Origin of the sequence: Sorangium sp. So ce185, assembly GCF_051526825.1 — a bacterium.
Classification (GTDB): Bacteria; Myxococcota_A; Polyangia; order Polyangiales; family Polyangiaceae; genus Sorangium; species Sorangium cellulosum_D.
Map to the genome: position 1 here is coordinate 2462988 of NZ_CP150316.1, position 17694 is coordinate 2480681.

A 17694-nucleotide genomic window follows, 5' to 3' on the forward strand; every position below is an offset into this window, starting at 1 on the left:
GGGCGCCAGCGCTTCCCTTCGAGCGCGTCGATGGAGGGCCGGTCGCTCTCCCGATCGTCACCTTGCGCCCCCGCCCCGTCGCCGCGGTGATATCCACGACCGCGCACCGCTCGGGTCCCGACGGCCGCCCGCCGGCCTCGGCGAAACCTTTGCGGATCGCCCGTGTCCAAGGAGACGTGATGCGCTCGATCCCCCGCTCGATCTTCTCCGCCCTCGCCGCCGCGATGGGGCTCTCCCTCGCGGCCTGCGCCGCGGCTCCTCCGCCCGCGGCGCACGCGCCCGTCCCGCCGGGCGACGCCCGCGCGGCGACCCCGCCGCCGCCTCCGCTCCCCGAGCAGGAGGCCTTCGCCGTCCACGGCACGCTCAAGGACGAGTTCCTGCCGCTCCTCAAGCAGGCGCCGTTCGACCCGAAGGCCGCGCTGGTCCCCCCGGCGCCGGCCGGGGTGCCCGCCCCGCCGGCCGCCTGCGCGGCGTTCGCGCGGCGCGCCCCCGTCGCGCCCGCGCGGCCCTGCGGCGATGTCGGGGGCGCCCTCGACGCGCTCGACGCCGCGCTCGCCGAGGAGGACGCCGCCAAGCGCGACGCGCGGCTCGCGGGGGTCGAGGCGTGCGCGGGCCTCGAGGCGGGGCTCGCGCGCGCGCTCCGGGCCGAGCTCGCGCCCGCCGGGTGCGGCGACGCCGTCGCCGTGCCGTACCTCGAGGCGCCGCCCGCCACGCTCAAGGGCGACCTCTACCAGGTGCTGCTCGGCCTCACGCTCTCCGCCCGGCTCGCGCGCACCGCGACCGAGCCGCCCGCGCTGCGGCCGCCCTACGACGTCCAGCGCGTCGTCGCGTTCACCAAGGGGCCGCTCTTCGCGTGGGTGACGGACCAGGCCCGCGCGATCGAGGATCTCGGGCGGCTCGGGATCGAGCTGCCGTTCTACGCGAAGGGCATCGTCGCCGTGGAGTCCGGGCGGGCCGACATGCGGCTCGTCGAGGCGGTCAGGTCGGCGCCGCTGCCCGACGCCATGCGGAAGGACGCGGAGCTCAGCAACGTCTACTACGGCGAGCTCGACCAGCTGCTGGAGCCCTGGAAGAGCCGCGGCCGCGACGCCGCGCTGGTCGGCCTGCGCGAGCTCTCGTCGGTCGGCGTGATCCGCGACGCCCGCGTCGACGGGGCGCGCGCGATGCTCTCGCGCCTCTACGGCGGCCGCCGCGTCGACGCGCTCGACGCGCTGGAGCTGCCGCCGCTCCCGGAGGCCGCGCCCGCGTCGGCGGTCGAGCGGCTCGCGGCCCGGCTGCCGACGTATTATGCGGGCCGCCTGATCCCGGCCGAGATGGCGGCGCGGCCCGAGGTCCTGCGCGTCCTGGTCGGCCGCGGCGTCCCGCTGCAGCACCGCGCCGCGCTGCGCTCCGCCGAGCTCTCGCCCGAGGCGCGGCAGCTCTATGCAAGGGCGCGGATCGAGCTCGGCCGGCTGTACTGGCGCGCCGTGGACTTCGACCAGGCGACGGCGCTGCTCGCCGCGTGGCCCGAGGGCGCCGCGCGCCCGCCCGAGGCGACGACGCTGCTCGCGCTCGCCCTCGGCCTGCGCAACGGCCCGGAGGACGCGGCGCTCATGATGCGGCGGGCGCCGCTCACCGGGCTCGGCCTGGGCGATCTCGCGGCGCTCGACTGGGTGGCGCGCGCGAAGCCGGCCTCGCCGTACGCGGGCATCGCGGCGTACGACGCGGCGCTGATCAAGCAGATCGCGGCGCCGCAGGGCGCGGATCCGAGCTACTGGGCCGACGTGGCCGCGCGCTTCCGCGAGGCGCAGGCGCTCCTCGCGGGGCCGCTCGCGAAGGCGGCGGAGGAGCGGGCGCGGGCGGCGGAGGAGATCGGGCGGGCGGCGCGCTGAGACGGGGGCGCCGCGGCGCGGGCTGCCCTCAGGGGGCGGCCTCGCCGGGCGGCTTGTACTCCGTGACCTGGCCGGTCGCGACGAAGCCGACCTGGGCGTAGACGCCCAGCCCGTCGGCCGATGCCTGGAGGATGGCCACCCGGAGCCCGGCCGCGCGCGCGTCGAAGAGCGGGCGCAGCGTCAGCGCGCGGCCGATCCCCCGCCGCCGGTGCGACGGGAGGGTCGAGATGTTGTACAGGCCGGCGACGCCGCCGCCCACGGCGAGCTCCGAGGTCGCCACGGGCATGTCGTCGAGGTAGCCGACGTAGAGCCACAGCGGCGCGTCGTCCGACAGGAGCGCCGGGGCGGCCATCTCGTAGAACCGCATCACGTGGGGATCGGGCGGGGTCCAGTTGGCCGCGAGGAGGCGCGCGAAGTCGCGCAGCTGCGCCGGGGTCCTGACGCGCGCGATCTCGAGGCCGCGCGGCGGCGCGGGCTCGGCGGGGAGCGCGTGGAGATCGGCGGCCATGGCGACCTCGGACTCGGCGGCCTCGAGCCCCGCGGCGCGGAGGAGATCGCCGAGGTTCTCCGGCTCGTCGGCGGGGCCGACCCACCACGAGAAGGGGCGGCCGGCGCGGCGAAAGTGGTCGATGGCCTGCGCCACGCGGGCCTCTGCCGTCGCGGCGTCGAGGCGGGCGCGGAGGACGAAGTTGAAGGTGTCGCAGGGCAGCCCGGAGTCGACGACGACGAGGTCGGCGTCGCGCGCGACGTGGGCGCCGGGGAGATGCGCCTGCGCCCAGCTCGAGTGGACGGCCAGGTTGTCGTCCGCGGCCGCCGCGAGCTGCTTCGCCGGGATGCCGGCAAGCGAGGTCATGGTCATGGTCATGGGGGGCCTCTCTGACACGAAACGACCGGGGGCGCGCCACCGTCGTGCTGTCCCTGCAGCGGCATGGCTGCGGCTTGAGTACCGTATGAGATGAAGCGGGAAAGATGAGTACTACTCGCCGAGCCTCGTGCCTTCAACCTGGTGCACGGCCCGCAACACCCACGCCCCCGTTGCGCTAGGATGCCGCCGTGTACCTCCGCGAGATCCACATCCGGAACCTCAAGCTGCTCCGCGATCTGCGGCTGTCGTTCACCACCTCCTCTGGCGAGCCGCGGATGTGGACCGTCATCGTGGGCGAGAACGGCCTCTGCAAGACGTCCATCCTGCAGGCCATCGCGCTCGCGGCCAGCGGTCCCGACCGGGCCAACCAGCTCGCCGACATCCCGTCGCTGCCGGACCGGCGGCACCCGGAGGAGGCCCTCGAGATCGCGGCCAGCTTCGCGTTCGGCCCCCTGCCCGAGGGGCGCTCGCGCGTATATCCGGGCTGGGGCGGCAAGCCGAGCCAGCCTCCAAAGTTCCTGCAGAGCCGCCTCAGCCTGGCGCCCGGATGGAAGGTGTTTGTGGGCTCGTCCGACTACGGGGATCCCCCTGCGCAACCACAGGAACACCTCGAGCCGGCGCGCAGCGCCGAGCCGGGTCCCCTGCGCGAAGCCCGCGCCATCGGCGCGCCATGGTGGTTCGTGGCCGGGTACGGCGTCAACCGGCGCCTGCCCAAGCCGCACGGCGCCGCGCGCCCGGACGATCCGACGCTGAGCCGGCTCGACTCGCTGTTCGACGGCGCCCCGATCCTCGGCACCGGGTTCGCCGACATCCTCCAGGACCTCGGCATCGACCCGTCCCGCTACGCCGAGATGCTGTCCGACGCCCTCTTTCGCCGGTCCCGCCTGCTTCCGCGCGTGCGCGGGCTGGAGCTCCGGCGCCGCGGCGGGGTGAAGAGCGCCGCCGATCTCGTGGAAGCGCACCGCTTCGAGCTGCGATCGGGCTCCTCCACGTTCACGTTGCCCGCGACGTGGCTGTCGCATGGCTACCAGGGGCTGATCTCCTGGATCGCGGACCTCATCGGTCAGATCGTGGCCGATACTCAGATCCTGGCCACTACGTCGGATCACGGTGCCCTGGTAGATCCCTCGGAGAAGAGCGGCCTCGTGCTCATCGACGAGATCGACCTCCACCTGCACCCGAGCTGGCAGGCCGAGCTGGTGCCGAAGTTGAAGAAGGTCTTCCCGCGCATGCAGTTCGTGGTGACCACCCACTCACCCTTGGTCCTCCCCGGCTTCGCGAAGGACGAGATCATCCGGCTCGGCCGCAACCGGGACGGCGACGTGGTCGCCCGGAAGACTGGCGAGTCGCCCGCGCTCATGACCGGCAGCGAGCTGTACGAGGAATTCTTCGGGATCGATCGCCTGTATCCAACCGACCTCGGCGACGCCGCGCAGCGTTATGGCCTGCTCGCGAACGACCCCGGTCGGTCGAATGCGGAGGAGCAGGAGATGGTCGCGCTGCGGGAGAAGCTCCGCGCCGCCGGCGTCGAGCCCGAGTGGGAGCCCGTGTCCCGGACGAGGGCGAGCGAGAGGCGGCCAGCGAGGAAGGCGCGGGGCCGGTGATCCGCGTCGACCGAGGCCCGAAGCCGGAAGGGCTGGAGGCCATCCGCAAGCTGGAGGTGAAGCGGCTCGCGGCCATCGTTCGGGGCGCGCCCCCGAAGGCGGCGGACTTTGGCAACAGGTACAACATCGCTCGCCGCGACCTCTGGAAAGCGCAGGGACAGACGTGCTGCTACTGCGAGCGCCGCATCGACCGCCTCTACAATGACGTCGAGCACTTCCGGCCGAAGACCCGCGCCCACCGCGGCGGGGATCGCCCCACGCACGGCTACTGGTGGCTGGCATGGACGTGGGAGAATCTCCTCTTCGCCTGCCCCAACTGCAATCGAAGGCACAAGAAGAACAAATTCCCCCTCGTCCGGGGGAGCCGCATCCTGCCGGTGGGGCACAGCCCACCGGGGCCCGAGCGAGCCCTCCTCGTCGATCCTGCAGGCAGTGACGATCCGATGGATCACATCCAGTTCGTGCCGTTCCACCGGGCGGGGAAAAAGGCGAAGTGGATCCCCGTAGCTCGCGGCGGGAGCCGCAGGGGCAAGAGGACGATCCAAGTCCTCAAGCTCGATCGCCCCGCGCTCGTGACCCATTACGGTGATCACGTGTCCGACCTAGTCGACCACCACGTGAAAGGGATCCGTGAGGCCATCGGCACAGGAGACGGCCATGCCGCCGCGAAGGCCTGGCAAGCCGCCCTGAAGAAGCTGTTTCATCCGCGGCAGGCGTTCAAGGCGCTCTCCCATGACGTCCTGGATCATCACTTCCCGCTGGGGCTCCGGCAGCAGTGGCGCCTCGAGCTCTACCGGCCGTGATCCAGGGTGGGGAGCTCTCCTGACGACCGCCCGAGGAGCGCCCGGCGCGCCGTCTCAGGCGCACGACGCCCCGAGCGCGAGGCGGGCGGACGCCACGGCGCCCAGGAGGCGTGTGCCCGCGGTGCCCACGTCGAGGCGGCCCGGCGAGTGCTGCGCTGGGTCAGCGGGAGCGCAATGAGCGGCACGAACGTGGTTCGCCTGGAACATGCGAAGCGCCGGCGCGGCGGCGATCCGCCGGTGTCGGAGGTCTCCGGCGTGGTGCTCGTCGACAACATCGCCTACGATAAGCAGGTGCTCATCCATTATCGGGACGCCGCCGGAGAATGGCGGGTCGCCCCGGCCAGGTACGACTCCGCGCCGCCGTGGGGCTCCCCCGAGCGGTGGGTGTTCTCCGGGATCTTCTATCCTGCCGACTCCCCGGAGCCGGCGCGGTTCGCGATCCAGGCCGTCGCCGCCGGGCGCGAGTACTGGGACAACAACGGACATCACGATTACCTGCTGGATCCCGGTGGAATCGTGTTCGGCGACGCGCCGCTCTTCGGCGTCGATCGCCTCCAGCGCATCGTCGAGTTCGTGGGCTGGCGGTACCACATGGACGTGATAGGGGTCGAGGAGGCCATGCCGATCGCCGGGCGGGGCCACGTCTTGCGGTACAAGGTCACGATCGGGCGAAGCGTGGGACCAGGCCGTTACGCCCATGCGCGCTGCGTGGGCATCGCCGTCCGCGGCTCGGACGTCAGCGTCCTGAGCGATATCGTGTGCGAGTCCATCCCTCCGGTCGAGCTGGTCAAACCTTGACAGGGCGCTTCGGGCCGGCGCGCGTCACGGCGCTGGCCGGCCCGCGAGGCGCGCCGAGCGCGCGAGCTCCCGGCGGCGGATTTCATGGGCCCCCGCCCGAACCGCCGGCGCCGCCTGTGCCGCCGGTGGCTCCCGCACCGCCGGTAGCTCCCGCGCCACCGGTGCCCGCATCGCCGCCTGCGCCGCCGGCGCCAGGACCGCCGCCTGCGCCGCCACCTGCGCCGCCCGCGCCCATATCGCCGCCTGCGCCGCCTGCACCCGTATCTCCGCCTGCACCCGTAGCGCCGCCCGCGCCCGTATCTGCGCCTGCGCCGCCGGCGCCATTGCCTCCAGGGTCGTTGCCGCCCGCGCCGTTCGTCGGAGGATCCAGGATCGGGCCCGGGTTCAGCACACCCCCGCCCATCGCGGCGAGGTCATAGATGCGGTACGTCGCGAAGTAGACCCCCACCGGCTTGAGCACGACGCCGGAGCCGACCACGACGCCTCCCGCCGGACCGATTCCCAGGTTCCAGCCGCCGAGGCTGACGATATCCCAGGTGATCTTCTGGAACACGGGATACGCGGAGACGCGCGCGTACGCCGCCGTCGGGACGAAGTAGATCGAGCTCGCCTGGAGCGTGACGTTCTCGCTCACGCTGAATCCAACCGCCGCGGAGATGTCCGAGAGCGTTGGCGCGCAGCCGCCTGGTATGCCCGGCATCGCGCCGTTGGAGGGCGCTCCGTTTCCCGGCATGTTCCACGAGGGCTGGCCGTTCGAGGGCGCGCCGTTCCCCGGCATGTCCCACGGGGGCTGGCCGTTGAATGGCGCGCCGTTCCCCGGCATGTCCCACGAGGGCTGGCCATTGGAGGGCGCGCCGTTTCCCGGCATGTTCCACGAGGGCTGGCCGTTCGAGGGCATGCAGCCGCCCGGCATCCACCACGAGGGCGGGCAGTCTGCAGGGGAGCGGGTGCCCGGCGTGCCTGGCGCTCCAGGACCAAGCGGTGTGCCCGGCGCGGAGGGGGTGCCAGGCGCCCCCGGCGGGAACAGCGTGCCAGGCACGCCCGGTAGCTCGTTGAGGGGAGGGAATCCCGGGATGCCCAGCGCGCCCGGCGCGGGCTGGTTGCCCGCGGACGGGAAGGTGCCCGTGGCGGTCCCCTCGATGCTCACGGTGGGCTCGACGCTCGACGACACGGCGAGCTCGAGCGTCCGCGGTCCAAACCCCTCCGACACGCTGAGCAGGTGGGCGGCATCTTCCCAGTGATACGTCTCCGGGAGCACCGTCACATTCGCGATGCTCAGGCCGTGACAGAGGGCCTGGCGCGCCTCGCCGGTGCCGGCGCGCTCGCCGCCGCCGTCCGCGGGCCCCGGCGCCTCGCGCGGGCCCACGCAGGTGAGGGATGGAACGAGCGTCACCGCCATCACGAGCGCAATCTTTACGTCGGGTGCAAACATCCTTGAACCTCGGGGTGCCGTCAGAATCGCGATGAGCCGAGCTACCCAGGCGTGGAGAGCTCCAGAGAACGATCGCCTCCTCGGCGCTCCTGCGCCGCGCGAGGCCGCTCCTCCCGAGACCGGTGATCGCGGCGCAGACGCCGGCTCACGAAGCGCCGCGTGGGTCCGGATCCCTGGAGTGCGAACCGCTCGATGAGCACAGCAGGCCTATGCGACGCTCTGCCATGCAAGAAGCGGGGAATGCCGGGTCGAGCGCGCATGTGGGCGCCGCCCCGAGATCCAGCGCATGTGCGGAATTCGATGGACCGGCGCTTGCCGCCACCCCGCGCGCGTGACCGGCGCGCTCACGGAGGCCAGAGCCGCGCCGCCAGCGACCGATCCATGACCGCGCACGAGGTGCGAGCGAGGCGAGCATGAGAGAGCCTGCTGCTGTCGTGAAGGCCGCTATCGTGGCCTGTGCGATCCTCACCCCCATCGCCTGCGCGCAAAGCGTGGATCCGCAGCGCGAGGCGCCTGCCGCCGGGGTCGCCGGGGCCACCCTCGACGCGGCGGTGCAGCGGGCCAACGGAGGTGGATGGCTGATCACCCAGGCGCTCGACTTCAACGCTGACGGTATGGCCGACGTGCTCTGGAACGACCCCGAGCGGAGCCTCGTCGCCGTGTGGTTGATGGAGGGGAACCGGCTGCTCGCGCCCGGGCCGCTCATCCCGGGGCCGGTCGGCGCTCGCTGGTTCGCCAAGACGAGCGATTTCAACGCCGACGGCATGGGCGACGTGCTCTTTCGCCACGAAGAACAGGGGGCGATGGCGGTATGGCTGATGGACGGAAGCCAGCTGCTCGCGCCGGGGCCGATCCTCCCGGGACCGGGGGGCAGCGGCTGGTTCGCGAGGGCGATCGACTACAACGCCGACAACATGGCGGACGTGCTGTGGAGCCACGCGGAACGGAGCGTGATGGCCGTGTGGCTGATGGAAGGCACCCGTTTGCTCACGCCGGGGCCGTTCATCCCCGGGCCTCTCGGCGACGGCTGGGACGTCGCCGCCGTGGGGGACTTCAACGCCGACGGCATGGCGGACGCCGTCTGGCGCCATGTCGAGCAGAACCTGATGGCGGTGTGGCTGATGGAAGGCACTCACCTGCTCGCACCGGGGCCGCTGATCCCGGGGCCGATCGGCGATGGCTGGGCCATCGCCTGGGGCGCCGACTTCAACGGCGACGGCATGGCGGACGTGCTGTGGAACAACGCCGAGCAGAACCTGATGGCGGTGTGGTTGATGGAGGGAAGCCAGCTGCTCGCGCCGGGGCCGTTCGTCCCCGGGCCCATCGGCGACGGCTGGGTGGCGCGCACCGCGGCCGACGTCAACCTCGACGGTATGGCCGACGTGGTGTGGCAGCGGGGCGAGGCGAGCGAGATGGCGGTGTGGCTCATGGAGGGGAGCCAGCTGCTCGCGCCGGGGCCGATGATCCCGGGACCGTATGACGGAGGTTGATCCCGACGCCCGCGCCTCGAGCAGGAGAATGCGGCGGTCAGGCCTCAGGCGGGCGCCGGAGGTCCTGTGTGCGGCCTCTTGGCTCCTCGTCGCGCTGGGCTGCGCGCAGGACGTCGGCCAGCGAGACGGAGGGCCGCGCACCCTGGAGCCCGCGGGAGCGTCGCTCGGCGCCGCGGCTCAGCGCGCGAACGGCAGCGCATGGAAGGCCGTGCAGGGGGCCGACTTCAACCTCGACGGCATGTCCGACGTGCTCTGGGGCGACGAAGAGCAGAACCTGATGGCGGTGTGGCTGATGGAGGGAACTCGGCTGCTCGCACCGGGCCCATCCATCCCGGGGCCGCTCGGCGAGGGCTGGATCGCTGCCGCGGCTGCTGACTTCAACCACGACGGCATGGCGGACGTGCTGTGGAACAACCCCGAGCAGAACCTGGCGGCGGTGTGGCTGATGGAGGGAACTCGGCTGCTCGCGCCGGGCCCATTCATCCCGGGGCCGATCGGCGACGGCTGGGTCGTGCCCTCGGCGGCCGACTTCAACCACGACGGCATGGCGGACGTGCTGTGGAACAACCCCGAGCAGAACCTGATGGCGGTGTGGCTGATGGAGGGAACTCGGCTGCTCGCGCCGGGCCCATTCATCCCGGGGCCGATCGGCGACGGCTGGGTCATCGTCCCGAACCTGACCGACCACGGCCGCGACGGCATGGCCGATGTGGTCTGGAATAACCCCGAACAGAACCTGATGGCGATCTGGTTGATGGAAGGAAACCGCCTGCTCGCGCCCGGGCCGCTCATCCCCGGTCCGGCCGGCGACGGCTGGAAGGCGCTCGCGGTGGGCGACGCCAACTTCGACGGCATGGGGGATGTCGTCTGGGACCATCCGGAGCGGAACCTGACGGCGGTGTGGTTGATGGAGGGAAGTCAGCTGCTCGCGCCGGGGCCGCTGATCCCGGGGCCGGCCGGCGATGGATGGATCGTCGTCGCGGCGAACGACTTCAACGGCGACGGCGAGGCGGACGTGCTCTGGACGAACGCCGAGCAGGAGCTCTCGGCCATCTGGCTGATGGAGGGGAGCAGGCTGATCGCGGCGGGGCCGGCGATCCCGGGACCCCCGTGACGGCGGGTGACACGGCGCCGCCGTCCCGCCCCGCCCGGGCCACACGCTCGGCCGCAGCGCGCGCGGTCGCGGGGCGCTGCGACAACAGGTCGCATTTCCAAGGGATGGCGGCCCCACTAGAGTGCTCGAGGTTTCCTCGGTGGAGGTGCTTGGGATGAACAGGGTGTTGCAGAGCTGCCTGATCGTTGCTGGCTCGTTGTCCATCGCGACCGTCGCCCGCGCGCACATCTCCGTGTCGGGCCCCGCGTTCGCCGGCGCCACGCACGAGGCCACCTTCGGTGTCGGCCACGGCTGTGACGGCGCGGACACCTACCGGGTCAAGGTCCAGATCCCGGCCGGGGTGACGTCGGTGCGGCCGCTGGACAGCACGTTCGGCAAGGCCGTCCTGGAGAAGGACAGCGAGGGCAACGTCACCGCCGTCGTCTGGACCAAGCCCGTTGCAGACGTGCTTCCGGCGGACACCAACTATTACAAGCTGACCGTGCGGTTCAAGGTCCCGGACGCGCCGTTCAAGACGCTGTTCTTCCCGACCCTCCAGACCTGCCGCACCCCGGATGGCACAGAGACCATCGCCGAATGGGTGGATACCTCCGGCGAGCACGGAAACCACGACGCGGACGCGGGCACCCCGGCCATGAATCCAGCGCCGTCGCTGGCGGTCCTTCCGCCGCGTTCGCCCGGGTGGAACAAGTACACGGTGAACGAGCATGTCCACGACTTCGCTGTCTTCAAGGACGCGCTCATCGTCTGGGCGGGGAAGGCGGCCTACAGCCCGAATCCGAACACCCAGAGCCTGATCATGACCGAGCCGGATACCGAGGTGCTGACGGCGATCCATCCCGGCACCGAGATCTGGGTCAAGTACTGAGCGGGGAGCCAGACGATGCGAGCGTGGCTCCTCCTCATCGCCGCCTGCGCGATCTGCGCCTGCACCGACGACACGCGCCCGCCCCCGGGTGATCCCGGGAGCGACGCGGGCGACAGCGGCAAACCCGACGTCGGCGGCAAACCCGACGCCGGCGGCCAGCCCGACGCGGGCGATCCCGACGCCGGGCCGGACGCGGCGTCACCGGCGTCTCCGCTCGAGCGCCCGCCCGAGCTGCCGCGGCCGCCCGCGGGCAGGTTGCCGGATGACCTGAAGCCGCCGGTGCGCTAGCGCCGCGCCGTCACTTGGCCGGCACGAACCGCAGGGACGCGAGGCGCATCAGCTCGCCCGTGCCGCCGGTCGCCTTGAGATAGACCTCGTGGGTGCCCTCGGTGGGCTTCACGTCGCACGTGACGGTCTCCCACTTGTCCCAGTCGCCCGTGTCGGGGATGTCGCAGGTGCCGATGGCCGAGCCGCCGGCCAGCGGATCGATCCAGACCTCCACGGCGCCGCCTTGGCCGGCGCTCGAGGCCTTCAGCTGGATCGCCTTCGCGTGCACGCCGCCGCTGCCCAGGTCGACGCTGCCGAACATGGCCCAGTCGCCGTTCTCCAGCCCGTCCAGCACCGGACCCGCCTTCTTGCTCGACGCGACGCTGGCGCCCGACTGCTGGTTCGCCTCCGCAGCCGGGATCCAGGTGAACCCGTCGCGGTACGTGAACAGATCGAAGTCGGCGCGCTTGTTGGTCGCGAACATCCCAGCCTGGTTGCCGATCCAGGTGTGGGCCATGGCGTAGAAGTTGTCGAGCGTGGAGATGTCGATCTCGTCGCCCACCTGCGTCCACTCGAGCCGATCGGCGCTGAACCAGCCCGTGGCCTTGTGGCCGGTGCGGACAAGCTTCAGCCAGATCGTATCGCCTTCGGGCGCCGGGGCCGACGCGCCCACCACGACGGGCTCATCGAGCTCGGTGTACGCGCCCCCCTCCTCGACCGGAGGCTTCACCGAGCGCGAGCGGAAGGAGAACCGGATCCGGTCCTTCTTGTCCTCCATGACCCGCGCCACGGAGACCTCCAGGATGGCCGGGAGCATGAAGCCCTCTCCGCTGGCCATCCACGTCGGCGCCGCGATCACCTGCTCGTCCTCCCAGTAGCCGTTGCCCACGTGGAGGCCGGCCGCGTCGCCGTTCGCCTTGGGCTTGAACTGCAGCTTCACCGTCATGCTGCTGGAGTGCAGCGCGTCCTTCTGCACAACCCGCGTGGTATTCCCGGCGCCCGGCTCGATCCGCAGCCAGCCCTCGCGTTCGGTCACCGAGTACTTGTCCTCCGACATCCCGTAGGTGGTCCAGGCCGGGTTGATCGTGTCCGACGAGAACTCGTCGTTCACGGGCACCAGGAAGGGCACGTCGCTCGTCGGCAGCTTCGGCGCCGGCAGATCGCGCACCTCGCTCGGGAACTTCGGGACCGGGATCGTCTCCCCATCCACCTGCTGCTCCTCCCAGGTCACCTGCAGGAGCAGCCCTTCGCGGCCGAGCCCCTGCCACTCGCCGTTCTTCCAGTCCTGGGTGCCCACCCCGGTGCAGTCGTAGGAGTGGGCGAGCGCCCACCAGGTGCCGTCCTCGAGCTCGATCGGAGCGGTGGCGTGCTGCAAGCCGGCGTACGGCTCCTTGCCGGTCAGCACATAGCCGAGCCAGTGCCAGTCCTCGGCGGTGCTGCCGACCAGCTTCTTCGACGCCCAGGCGTGCAGCTGGCCGCCGCAGGCCGTGTGCGTCGACACGAAGTAGTAGTACCAGTCGCCGCGCTTGGCCATCGTCGGCCCCTCGGTCCACTTGCTCCAGTCAGGGTTGGTGAAGTCCCCGCAGCCCCCGGTCTCCTGGTCCCAGTTGACGAAGCTCATATCGACGGTCGACTCCGGAATCAGCATCCCGGTCTCCGGATCGATCTCCGTGAGCAGGTTGATGCCGAAGTCGTTCGGGTGCTCAGCGTCCCATTTGCACAGGCCGTTCTTGATGACCATGAAGGTCTTGCCGCTCTCGGGATCGATGAACACCGAGTTGTCGGAGCCGGTATTGCGCTCGTACGCGATCTCGCTCCCCGGCGGCGTGTAGGGGAAGATATCGACCTTCTTGGGCTCCGACCACGGGCCCTCGAGGCTCTTCGCCGAGGAGAAATGCTGCGTGGCGCCGATCGCGTAGTAGACCCGGTACACATCGCCGGCCTTGACGATGAAGCCGCCCCACGTGCCCTTGCCAGGGCCGGTCTGCTCGTCGAGCGCGGCCGCGGTCGAAGAGACCACCCGGGTCACGCGCTCCCAGCGCACGAGATCCGTCGAGCGCAGGATCTCGAACGCGGGCATCGTGTGGAAGCTCGACCCGACCACGTAGAACGTGTCGCCTTCCCGGTAGAGGTTCAAGTCCGGGTGATCGCCGGGCAGCACCGGGTTCTGGTACGTCGTCGGGCTGAACGCGGCGCCGAACGTGGCCGTCAGCGTCCCGCCCATGCCCATGGTGAACGTCGCCGTGTTGTCCAGCCCTGTATCGGCGCCGCTCCAGCCCAGGAAGTTCTGTCCCGGAGCGGGCGTCGCGGTGACGGTGATCACGGTGCCCGGCGCGTGCAGGTAGGTCCCGGGCGGCGGGTCGGTCGTCCCGTCGCCCGTCGCCTCGATCGTGAGCGGATACGAGAGGGGCGCTACATGCTCGTCGATCCCGCAGGAGACGGGCAGGGCGCCGATGAGGAACACCGCCGTCATGGAGAAGATAGGTCTCTTCATTGTTGTCATGTCCTGGTTCTGCGCTGAGCCGGTTCGTGCTGGGGAACGCCTTGCGTCGCCCCGGCAGGATCAGGCCGCGGTCGGGTGTGAACGCTCACACTGTAGATGTTTGTAGATGTTAATGGGATTGCCGCCGGAGTGGAAGTCCGATCTCGGCGGCGCGCCGTGCGTCTCCATCACCGACGAGATGCCCGTCGGGCGGTCCGGCACACCCGGTCGCCACCGCGGTCCGGCGCCCGCTCTCTTGACGCGCCGCTCCGGGGGAGCTCCGCCAGCCTTGTTCTCCCCTCGGGATCGATGATATCCACGGTCCCACCGACAAGTATTGACACCGGAGATGTGAGCGCTCACAATGGCCCACCTCACGCTGAGGACGCGCTTTCGTGGAACGCTGCCAGCGAGGGGCAAGGCCGCACCTGGGTATTCAAATGACCAACAAATCTGCTATCGCTCGAATCACACGATGCGCGGCCCTGGTCGCCTCTTTCGCTCTCTCGGCGTGCAGCGATGACGGCACGGGCTCGTCGGGGGACGACCCTCAAGCCGGAACGAGCGGGGCCGCCGTCTCAGGCAGCGGCGGTGGCGTCACGACCGGCGGCAGCACCACCACGTCCGGCGCCGGCGCCGGCAGCGCGTCCTCGGGCGGAGCGGGCGGCGAGGGAGGGACGGGCGGAAGCGGCGGCTCGCCGGGAGACGGCGGCTCGGGCGGGTCGACGGACGGCAAGGTCCCCCCGCGGCCGAGCGCCGGCTGTAACAAGGCGAACCCGCAGACGGGCAGCGCGCAGAGCCCGCTCACCGTCTCGGGTCACCAGTACTACGTGAAGCTGCCGACCGGCTACGACGCCAGCAAGCCGTATCCGGCGATGATCATGTTCAACCCGACGAACAACCCGATCAACTGGGCAGAGCAGAACGCGGGCTTCGAGGCGACCGGCCCCAAGGAGGCCTGGATCCGCGTTTACCCGCATCCGGCCAACTCGAACTCGGGCTGGGGGGCGAACGACGTCTCCTTCTTCGAGCCGTTCTACGAACAGATCACGAACAACTTCTGCATCGACGAGGCCCGCGTGTTCGCGGCGGGCGAGAGCTCGGGCGGCGACTTCTCGAGCATCCTGGGCTGCGAGCACGCGGACAAGCTGCGCGCGGTGGGCCCGTGCGCTACCAAGAACGTACGGGACTATCCGCTCGACGCCGGCACCCGACGGTGCACCGGACAGGTCACGTCGGTCGTCATCCACGGAGCGAACGACTCGGTGGTCGGGACGGAGAACGGCCCGAAGACGCGCGACTTCTATACCAAGCTGAACCACTGCGAAGCGAGCACGGTGCCCGTCGAAGGGTACACGGACGAGCGCTCGAACTGCGTCATGTACCAGGGTTGCGACGAGGACTATCCGGTCTACTGGTGCCAGCACAAAGACCCGAACTACAGCGGCACCAATCACGGCTGGCCCGCGTTCGCGCCCAAGTTCCTCTGGAGCCTGTTCTCGACGTATTGAGATCCCTGCCTGGCCCGGTGCGCCCGGCGCACGATGTCTGCATCAACCAGCCGCGGGAGCGTGGCGGACGACCCGTGATCGTCCGGGCCCCGGCGATCTGCGGTCCGTTAGAGAGGTGATGTCTCGATGAGTCGATCTGCACTGGGCGTGAGCGTTCTTTTCTCCGTGGGCGTGGCGATGGGGCTGTCCGCGTGCTCGTCGGAGTCGGATCCCGTCGATCCCGGCCCTTCCGGGTCTTCTAGCGCCGCCACGAGCGGCGGCTCCACCACGGGAGCGACGTCCACGGGAGCGACGTCCACGGGCGCGACGTCCTCGGGAGCGACGTCCTCGGGCGCGACGTCGGGCGGAGGGGACGGGGGGAGCGGGGGCGCGGGCACCTCCAGCGGCACGGGCGGCGAGTCGGCCGGCGGCGGCGGCTCGGGCGGCGCCACCCCCGGCGGGTCGGCGGGCTGCGGCAAGGAGGCGACGCGCCCCGATCCTCGCGCGCAGCAGACGTTGATGGTCGGCGGCGTGACGCGCTACTTCCTGATGTACGTGCCGGAGAACTACGACCCGAGCAAGCCGCTGCCGCTGGTCTTCGGCATCCACGGCCTGAACATGAACAACGTGTGGGCCGCGCACGACGGCAGCGGGTTCCAGCTCATCCAGGAGACCGACGACCAGGCGCTGCTCATCTACCCGCAGGGGCTGCCGGCGAACGGGCGGTCCACGCCTCCGAGCACCCAATCGCAGTGGGGCGACGCGGACTCGAACTGGGGCGGTCCGCCGCCGAACGCCAATCGGGCGCGCCTCGACGCCGACCTCGCGTTCTTCGATGCCATGGTCGAGCACGCCAAGTCGAACTACTGCGTCGATACGAAGCGCGTCTTCGCGGTCGGGTTCAGCCAGGGTGGCTTCATGACGAACACGCTCGGCTGCGAGCGCTCCTCCGTGTTCCGCGGGCTCGCTCCGGTCGCCGGGTGGGGCCCCAACGGCTCCCAGCCCAATTGCGGCGACGCGAGCGCCGCGCACGCGGTGATTCAAACGCAAGGCGACACCGACGGGACCGTGACCCCCGCGCTGGGACAATCCACCCGCGACTTCTGGCGCACCCGGAACGGCTGCGAGGCGACCTCGATGCCGTCGGCGACCTTCGGCAACGCGTGCGTCGAGTACCAGGGCTGCAACGAGGGCCTGCCGCTCGTGTACTGCACGCACCCCGGCGGCCACTCCGTGCCGTCCGGCGCGGGCGGGCGAGCCTGGCGCTTCTTCCAGTCGCTCGAGTGAGCCGGCGCGGCCGCCGGGGAGATCGCCCGGGCAGGCGCCGGCGCGTCGCGGCCGGTTGATCCCGGCGCGCTCCCGGGGTGCGATCGCTCCCCCGCGATGCGCCAGATCCTCCACATCGACATGGACGCGTTCTTCGCGTCGGTCGAGCAGCTCGACGACCCGTCGCTGCGGGGCCGCCCGGTCCTCGTCGGCGGCGCCTCGCGGCGCGGCGTCGTGGCGGCCGCCTCCTACGAGGCGCGCCCCTCCGGCGCCCGCTCGGCGATGCCGATGGTCGAGGCGCTCCGCCGCTGCCCGCAGGCGATCGTCGTGCCGCCGCGGCACGCCCGCTACGCCGAGGTGAGCGCGCAGGTCTTCGCGATCTTCCGCCGCTTCACCCCGCTCGTCGAGGGGCTGTCGCTCGACGAGGCCTTCCTCGACGTGACCGCGAGCCGCGCGCTCTTCGGCGACGGCGCCGCGATCGCGGCGCAGATCAAGCGCGCCATCCAGGGCGAGCTCGGGCTCACCGCCTCGGCCGGGGTCGCGCCGTGCAAGTTCGCCGCGAAGATCGCGAGCGATCTGCAGAAGCCCGACGGCCTCGTCGTGGTTCCCGAGGGCGTCGCCGCGTTCCTCGCGCCGCTGCCGCTCGAGCGCATGTGGGGCGTGGGCCCGCGCGCCGCCGAGCGCCTCCGCGCGGCGGGGCTCGCGACCATCGGCGACCTCGCGCGCTGCCCGGCGCCGCGCCTCTCCGAGCTCCTCGGCCCGGCGTGGGGCCAGCACGTGCGCCTGCTCGCGGCCGGCGTCGACGACCGCGCGGTGGTCCCGGGCCGCGTCGCGGAGTCGATCGGCGCGGAGGAGACGGTCGAGGAAGATCTCCGGGGCAGGGAGCCGATCGAGCAGTGGTTGCTCGAGCTGTCGGGCCGCGTGGCGCGGCGCCTGCTCAAGGCGGGCCTGTCGTGCCGCGCGGTGGCGGTGAAGCTCAAGTACTCGGATTTCACGCGGAGCACGCGGCAGACGAAGCTGCCCGAGCCGGTGGCGGACACGGACTCGATCTACGCCTCTGCGCGGGGGCTGCTCTCGCGGTTCGACCTGTCGCGGCCGGTGCGGCTCGTCGGCGTCGCCGCGGGCGATCTGACGGGCGAGACCGCCGGCGCGACCCTGAGCCTGTTCCCGGTCGCCTCCGAGCGCCGCCGGCGGCTCGAGGGCGTCGTGGCCGAGGTGGCCGAGCGCTTCGGCGGGAAGGGGCTCACGCGCGCGGCCCTCCTGGAGCGCGGGCCGCCGGGCCAGCGCGGGCCGGGTGCGGGCTCGGGCGGGCGCGGGGGCGCGCGGGAGAAGAAATAGGCCGCG

Annotated in this window: 15 protein-coding genes; 11 read left to right on the forward strand and 4 right to left on the reverse strand. The window is 71.6% G+C overall.

All coding sequences use genetic code 11. The features are described 5' to 3' along the window. Positions 1 to 179 precede the first annotated feature (179 nt). Complete coding sequence (locus WMF26_RS09110; protein WP_437999990.1) at positions 180 to 1871, forward strand: hypothetical protein; 1692 nt, start codon at positions 180 to 182, stop codon at positions 1869 to 1871. Positions 1872 to 1899: 28 nt separating this feature from the next. Here the strand turns inward: WMF26_RS09110 and WMF26_RS09115 are convergent, their stop codons facing one another. After that, positions 1900 to 2724, reverse strand: a complete 825-nt coding sequence (locus WMF26_RS09115; protein ID WP_437999991.1) for a GNAT family N-acetyltransferase — start codon at positions 2722 to 2724, stop codon at positions 1900 to 1902. 200 nt (positions 2725 to 2924) lie between these two features. Here WMF26_RS09115 and WMF26_RS09120 point away from each other — a divergent pair, with 200 nt between their 5' ends. The 3 genes from WMF26_RS09120 (at position 2925) to WMF26_RS09130 (ending at position 5941) form a co-directional block, all read left to right on the forward strand. Beyond that, positions 2925 to 4340 (forward strand): AAA family ATPase, encoded by a 1416-nt coding sequence (locus WMF26_RS09120; RefSeq protein ID WP_437999992.1) that lies wholly within the window; start codon positions 2925 to 2927, stop codon positions 4338 to 4340. Beyond that, positions 4337 to 5143: an HNH endonuclease gene (locus WMF26_RS09125; protein ID WP_437999993.1), complete on the forward strand. Its 807-nt coding sequence runs from the start codon at positions 4337 to 4339 to the stop codon at positions 5141 to 5143. Before WMF26_RS09120 ends, WMF26_RS09125 begins: the two co-directional genes overlap by 4 nt. Positions 5144 to 5332: 189 nt before the next feature. Then, positions 5333 to 5941 (forward strand): hypothetical protein, encoded by a 609-nt coding sequence (locus tag WMF26_RS09130; RefSeq protein ID WP_437999994.1) that lies wholly within the window; start codon positions 5333 to 5335, stop codon positions 5939 to 5941. An 82-nt stretch (positions 5942 to 6023) separates the two neighbouring features. Here the strand turns inward: WMF26_RS09130 and WMF26_RS09135 are convergent, their stop codons facing one another. After that, on the reverse strand, positions 6024 to 7343 hold the full coding sequence (locus WMF26_RS09135) for a hypothetical protein (protein WP_437999995.1): 1320 nt from the start codon (positions 7341 to 7343) through the stop codon (positions 6024 to 6026). A 479-nt stretch (positions 7344 to 7822) separates the two neighbouring features. On the opposite strand from WMF26_RS09135, the gene WMF26_RS09140 reads away from it, so the two are divergent. From WMF26_RS09140 to WMF26_RS09155, 4 genes are all read left to right on the forward strand, one after another. Next, complete coding sequence (locus tag WMF26_RS09140) at positions 7823 to 8863, forward strand: FG-GAP repeat domain-containing protein (RefSeq protein ID WP_437999996.1); 1041 nt, start codon at positions 7823 to 7825, stop codon at positions 8861 to 8863. A 28-nt stretch (positions 8864 to 8891) separates the two neighbouring features. Further along, the gene (locus WMF26_RS09145) at positions 8892 to 9977 is read left to right on the forward strand and encodes an FG-GAP repeat domain-containing protein (RefSeq protein ID WP_437999997.1); all 1086 of its coding nucleotides are present in this window, start codon (positions 8892 to 8894) and stop codon (positions 9975 to 9977) included. 154 nt (positions 9978 to 10131) lie between these two features. Further along, on the forward strand, positions 10132 to 10845 hold the full coding sequence (locus WMF26_RS09150; RefSeq protein WP_437999998.1) for a DUF1775 domain-containing protein: 714 nt from the start codon (positions 10132 to 10134) through the stop codon (positions 10843 to 10845). Between the two features lie 15 nt (positions 10846 to 10860). Next, positions 10861 to 11133 carry a hypothetical protein gene (locus tag WMF26_RS09155; protein WP_437999999.1) on the forward strand — a complete coding sequence of 91 codons (273 nt, stop codon included), beginning with the start codon at positions 10861 to 10863 and terminating at the stop codon, positions 11131 to 11133. A gap of 10 nt (positions 11134 to 11143) precedes the next feature. Here the strand turns inward: WMF26_RS09155 and WMF26_RS09160 are convergent, their stop codons facing one another. Beyond that, a complete protein-coding gene (locus WMF26_RS09160) occupies positions 11144 to 13606 on the reverse strand; it encodes a family 43 glycosylhydrolase (RefSeq protein ID WP_438000000.1) in 2463 nt (820 codons plus the stop codon). A gap of 428 nt (positions 13607 to 14034) precedes the next feature. Between WMF26_RS09160 and WMF26_RS09165 the strand changes: the two genes are divergently transcribed. Further along, positions 14035 to 15105 carry an alpha/beta hydrolase family esterase gene (locus tag WMF26_RS09165; protein WP_438000001.1) on the forward strand — a complete coding sequence of 357 codons (1071 nt, stop codon included), beginning with the start codon at positions 14035 to 14037 and terminating at the stop codon, positions 15103 to 15105. A gap of 107 nt (positions 15106 to 15212) precedes the next feature. On the opposite strand, the gene WMF26_RS09170 is transcribed toward WMF26_RS09165, so the two are convergent. Next, positions 15213 to 15563 carry a hypothetical protein gene (locus WMF26_RS09170; protein WP_438000002.1) on the reverse strand — a complete coding sequence of 117 codons (351 nt, stop codon included), beginning with the start codon at positions 15561 to 15563 and terminating at the stop codon, positions 15213 to 15215. A gap of 40 nt (positions 15564 to 15603) precedes the next feature. Here WMF26_RS09170 and WMF26_RS09175 point away from each other — a divergent pair, with 40 nt between their 5' ends. After that, positions 15604 to 16371 (forward strand): alpha/beta hydrolase family esterase, encoded by a 768-nt coding sequence (locus WMF26_RS09175; protein WP_438000003.1) that lies wholly within the window; start codon positions 15604 to 15606, stop codon positions 16369 to 16371. Between the two features lie 96 nt (positions 16372 to 16467). Beyond that, positions 16468 to 17688, forward strand: a complete 1221-nt coding sequence (locus WMF26_RS09180) for a DNA polymerase IV (protein WP_438000004.1) — start codon at positions 16468 to 16470, stop codon at positions 17686 to 17688. Positions 17689 to 17694: the final 6 nt, after the last annotated feature.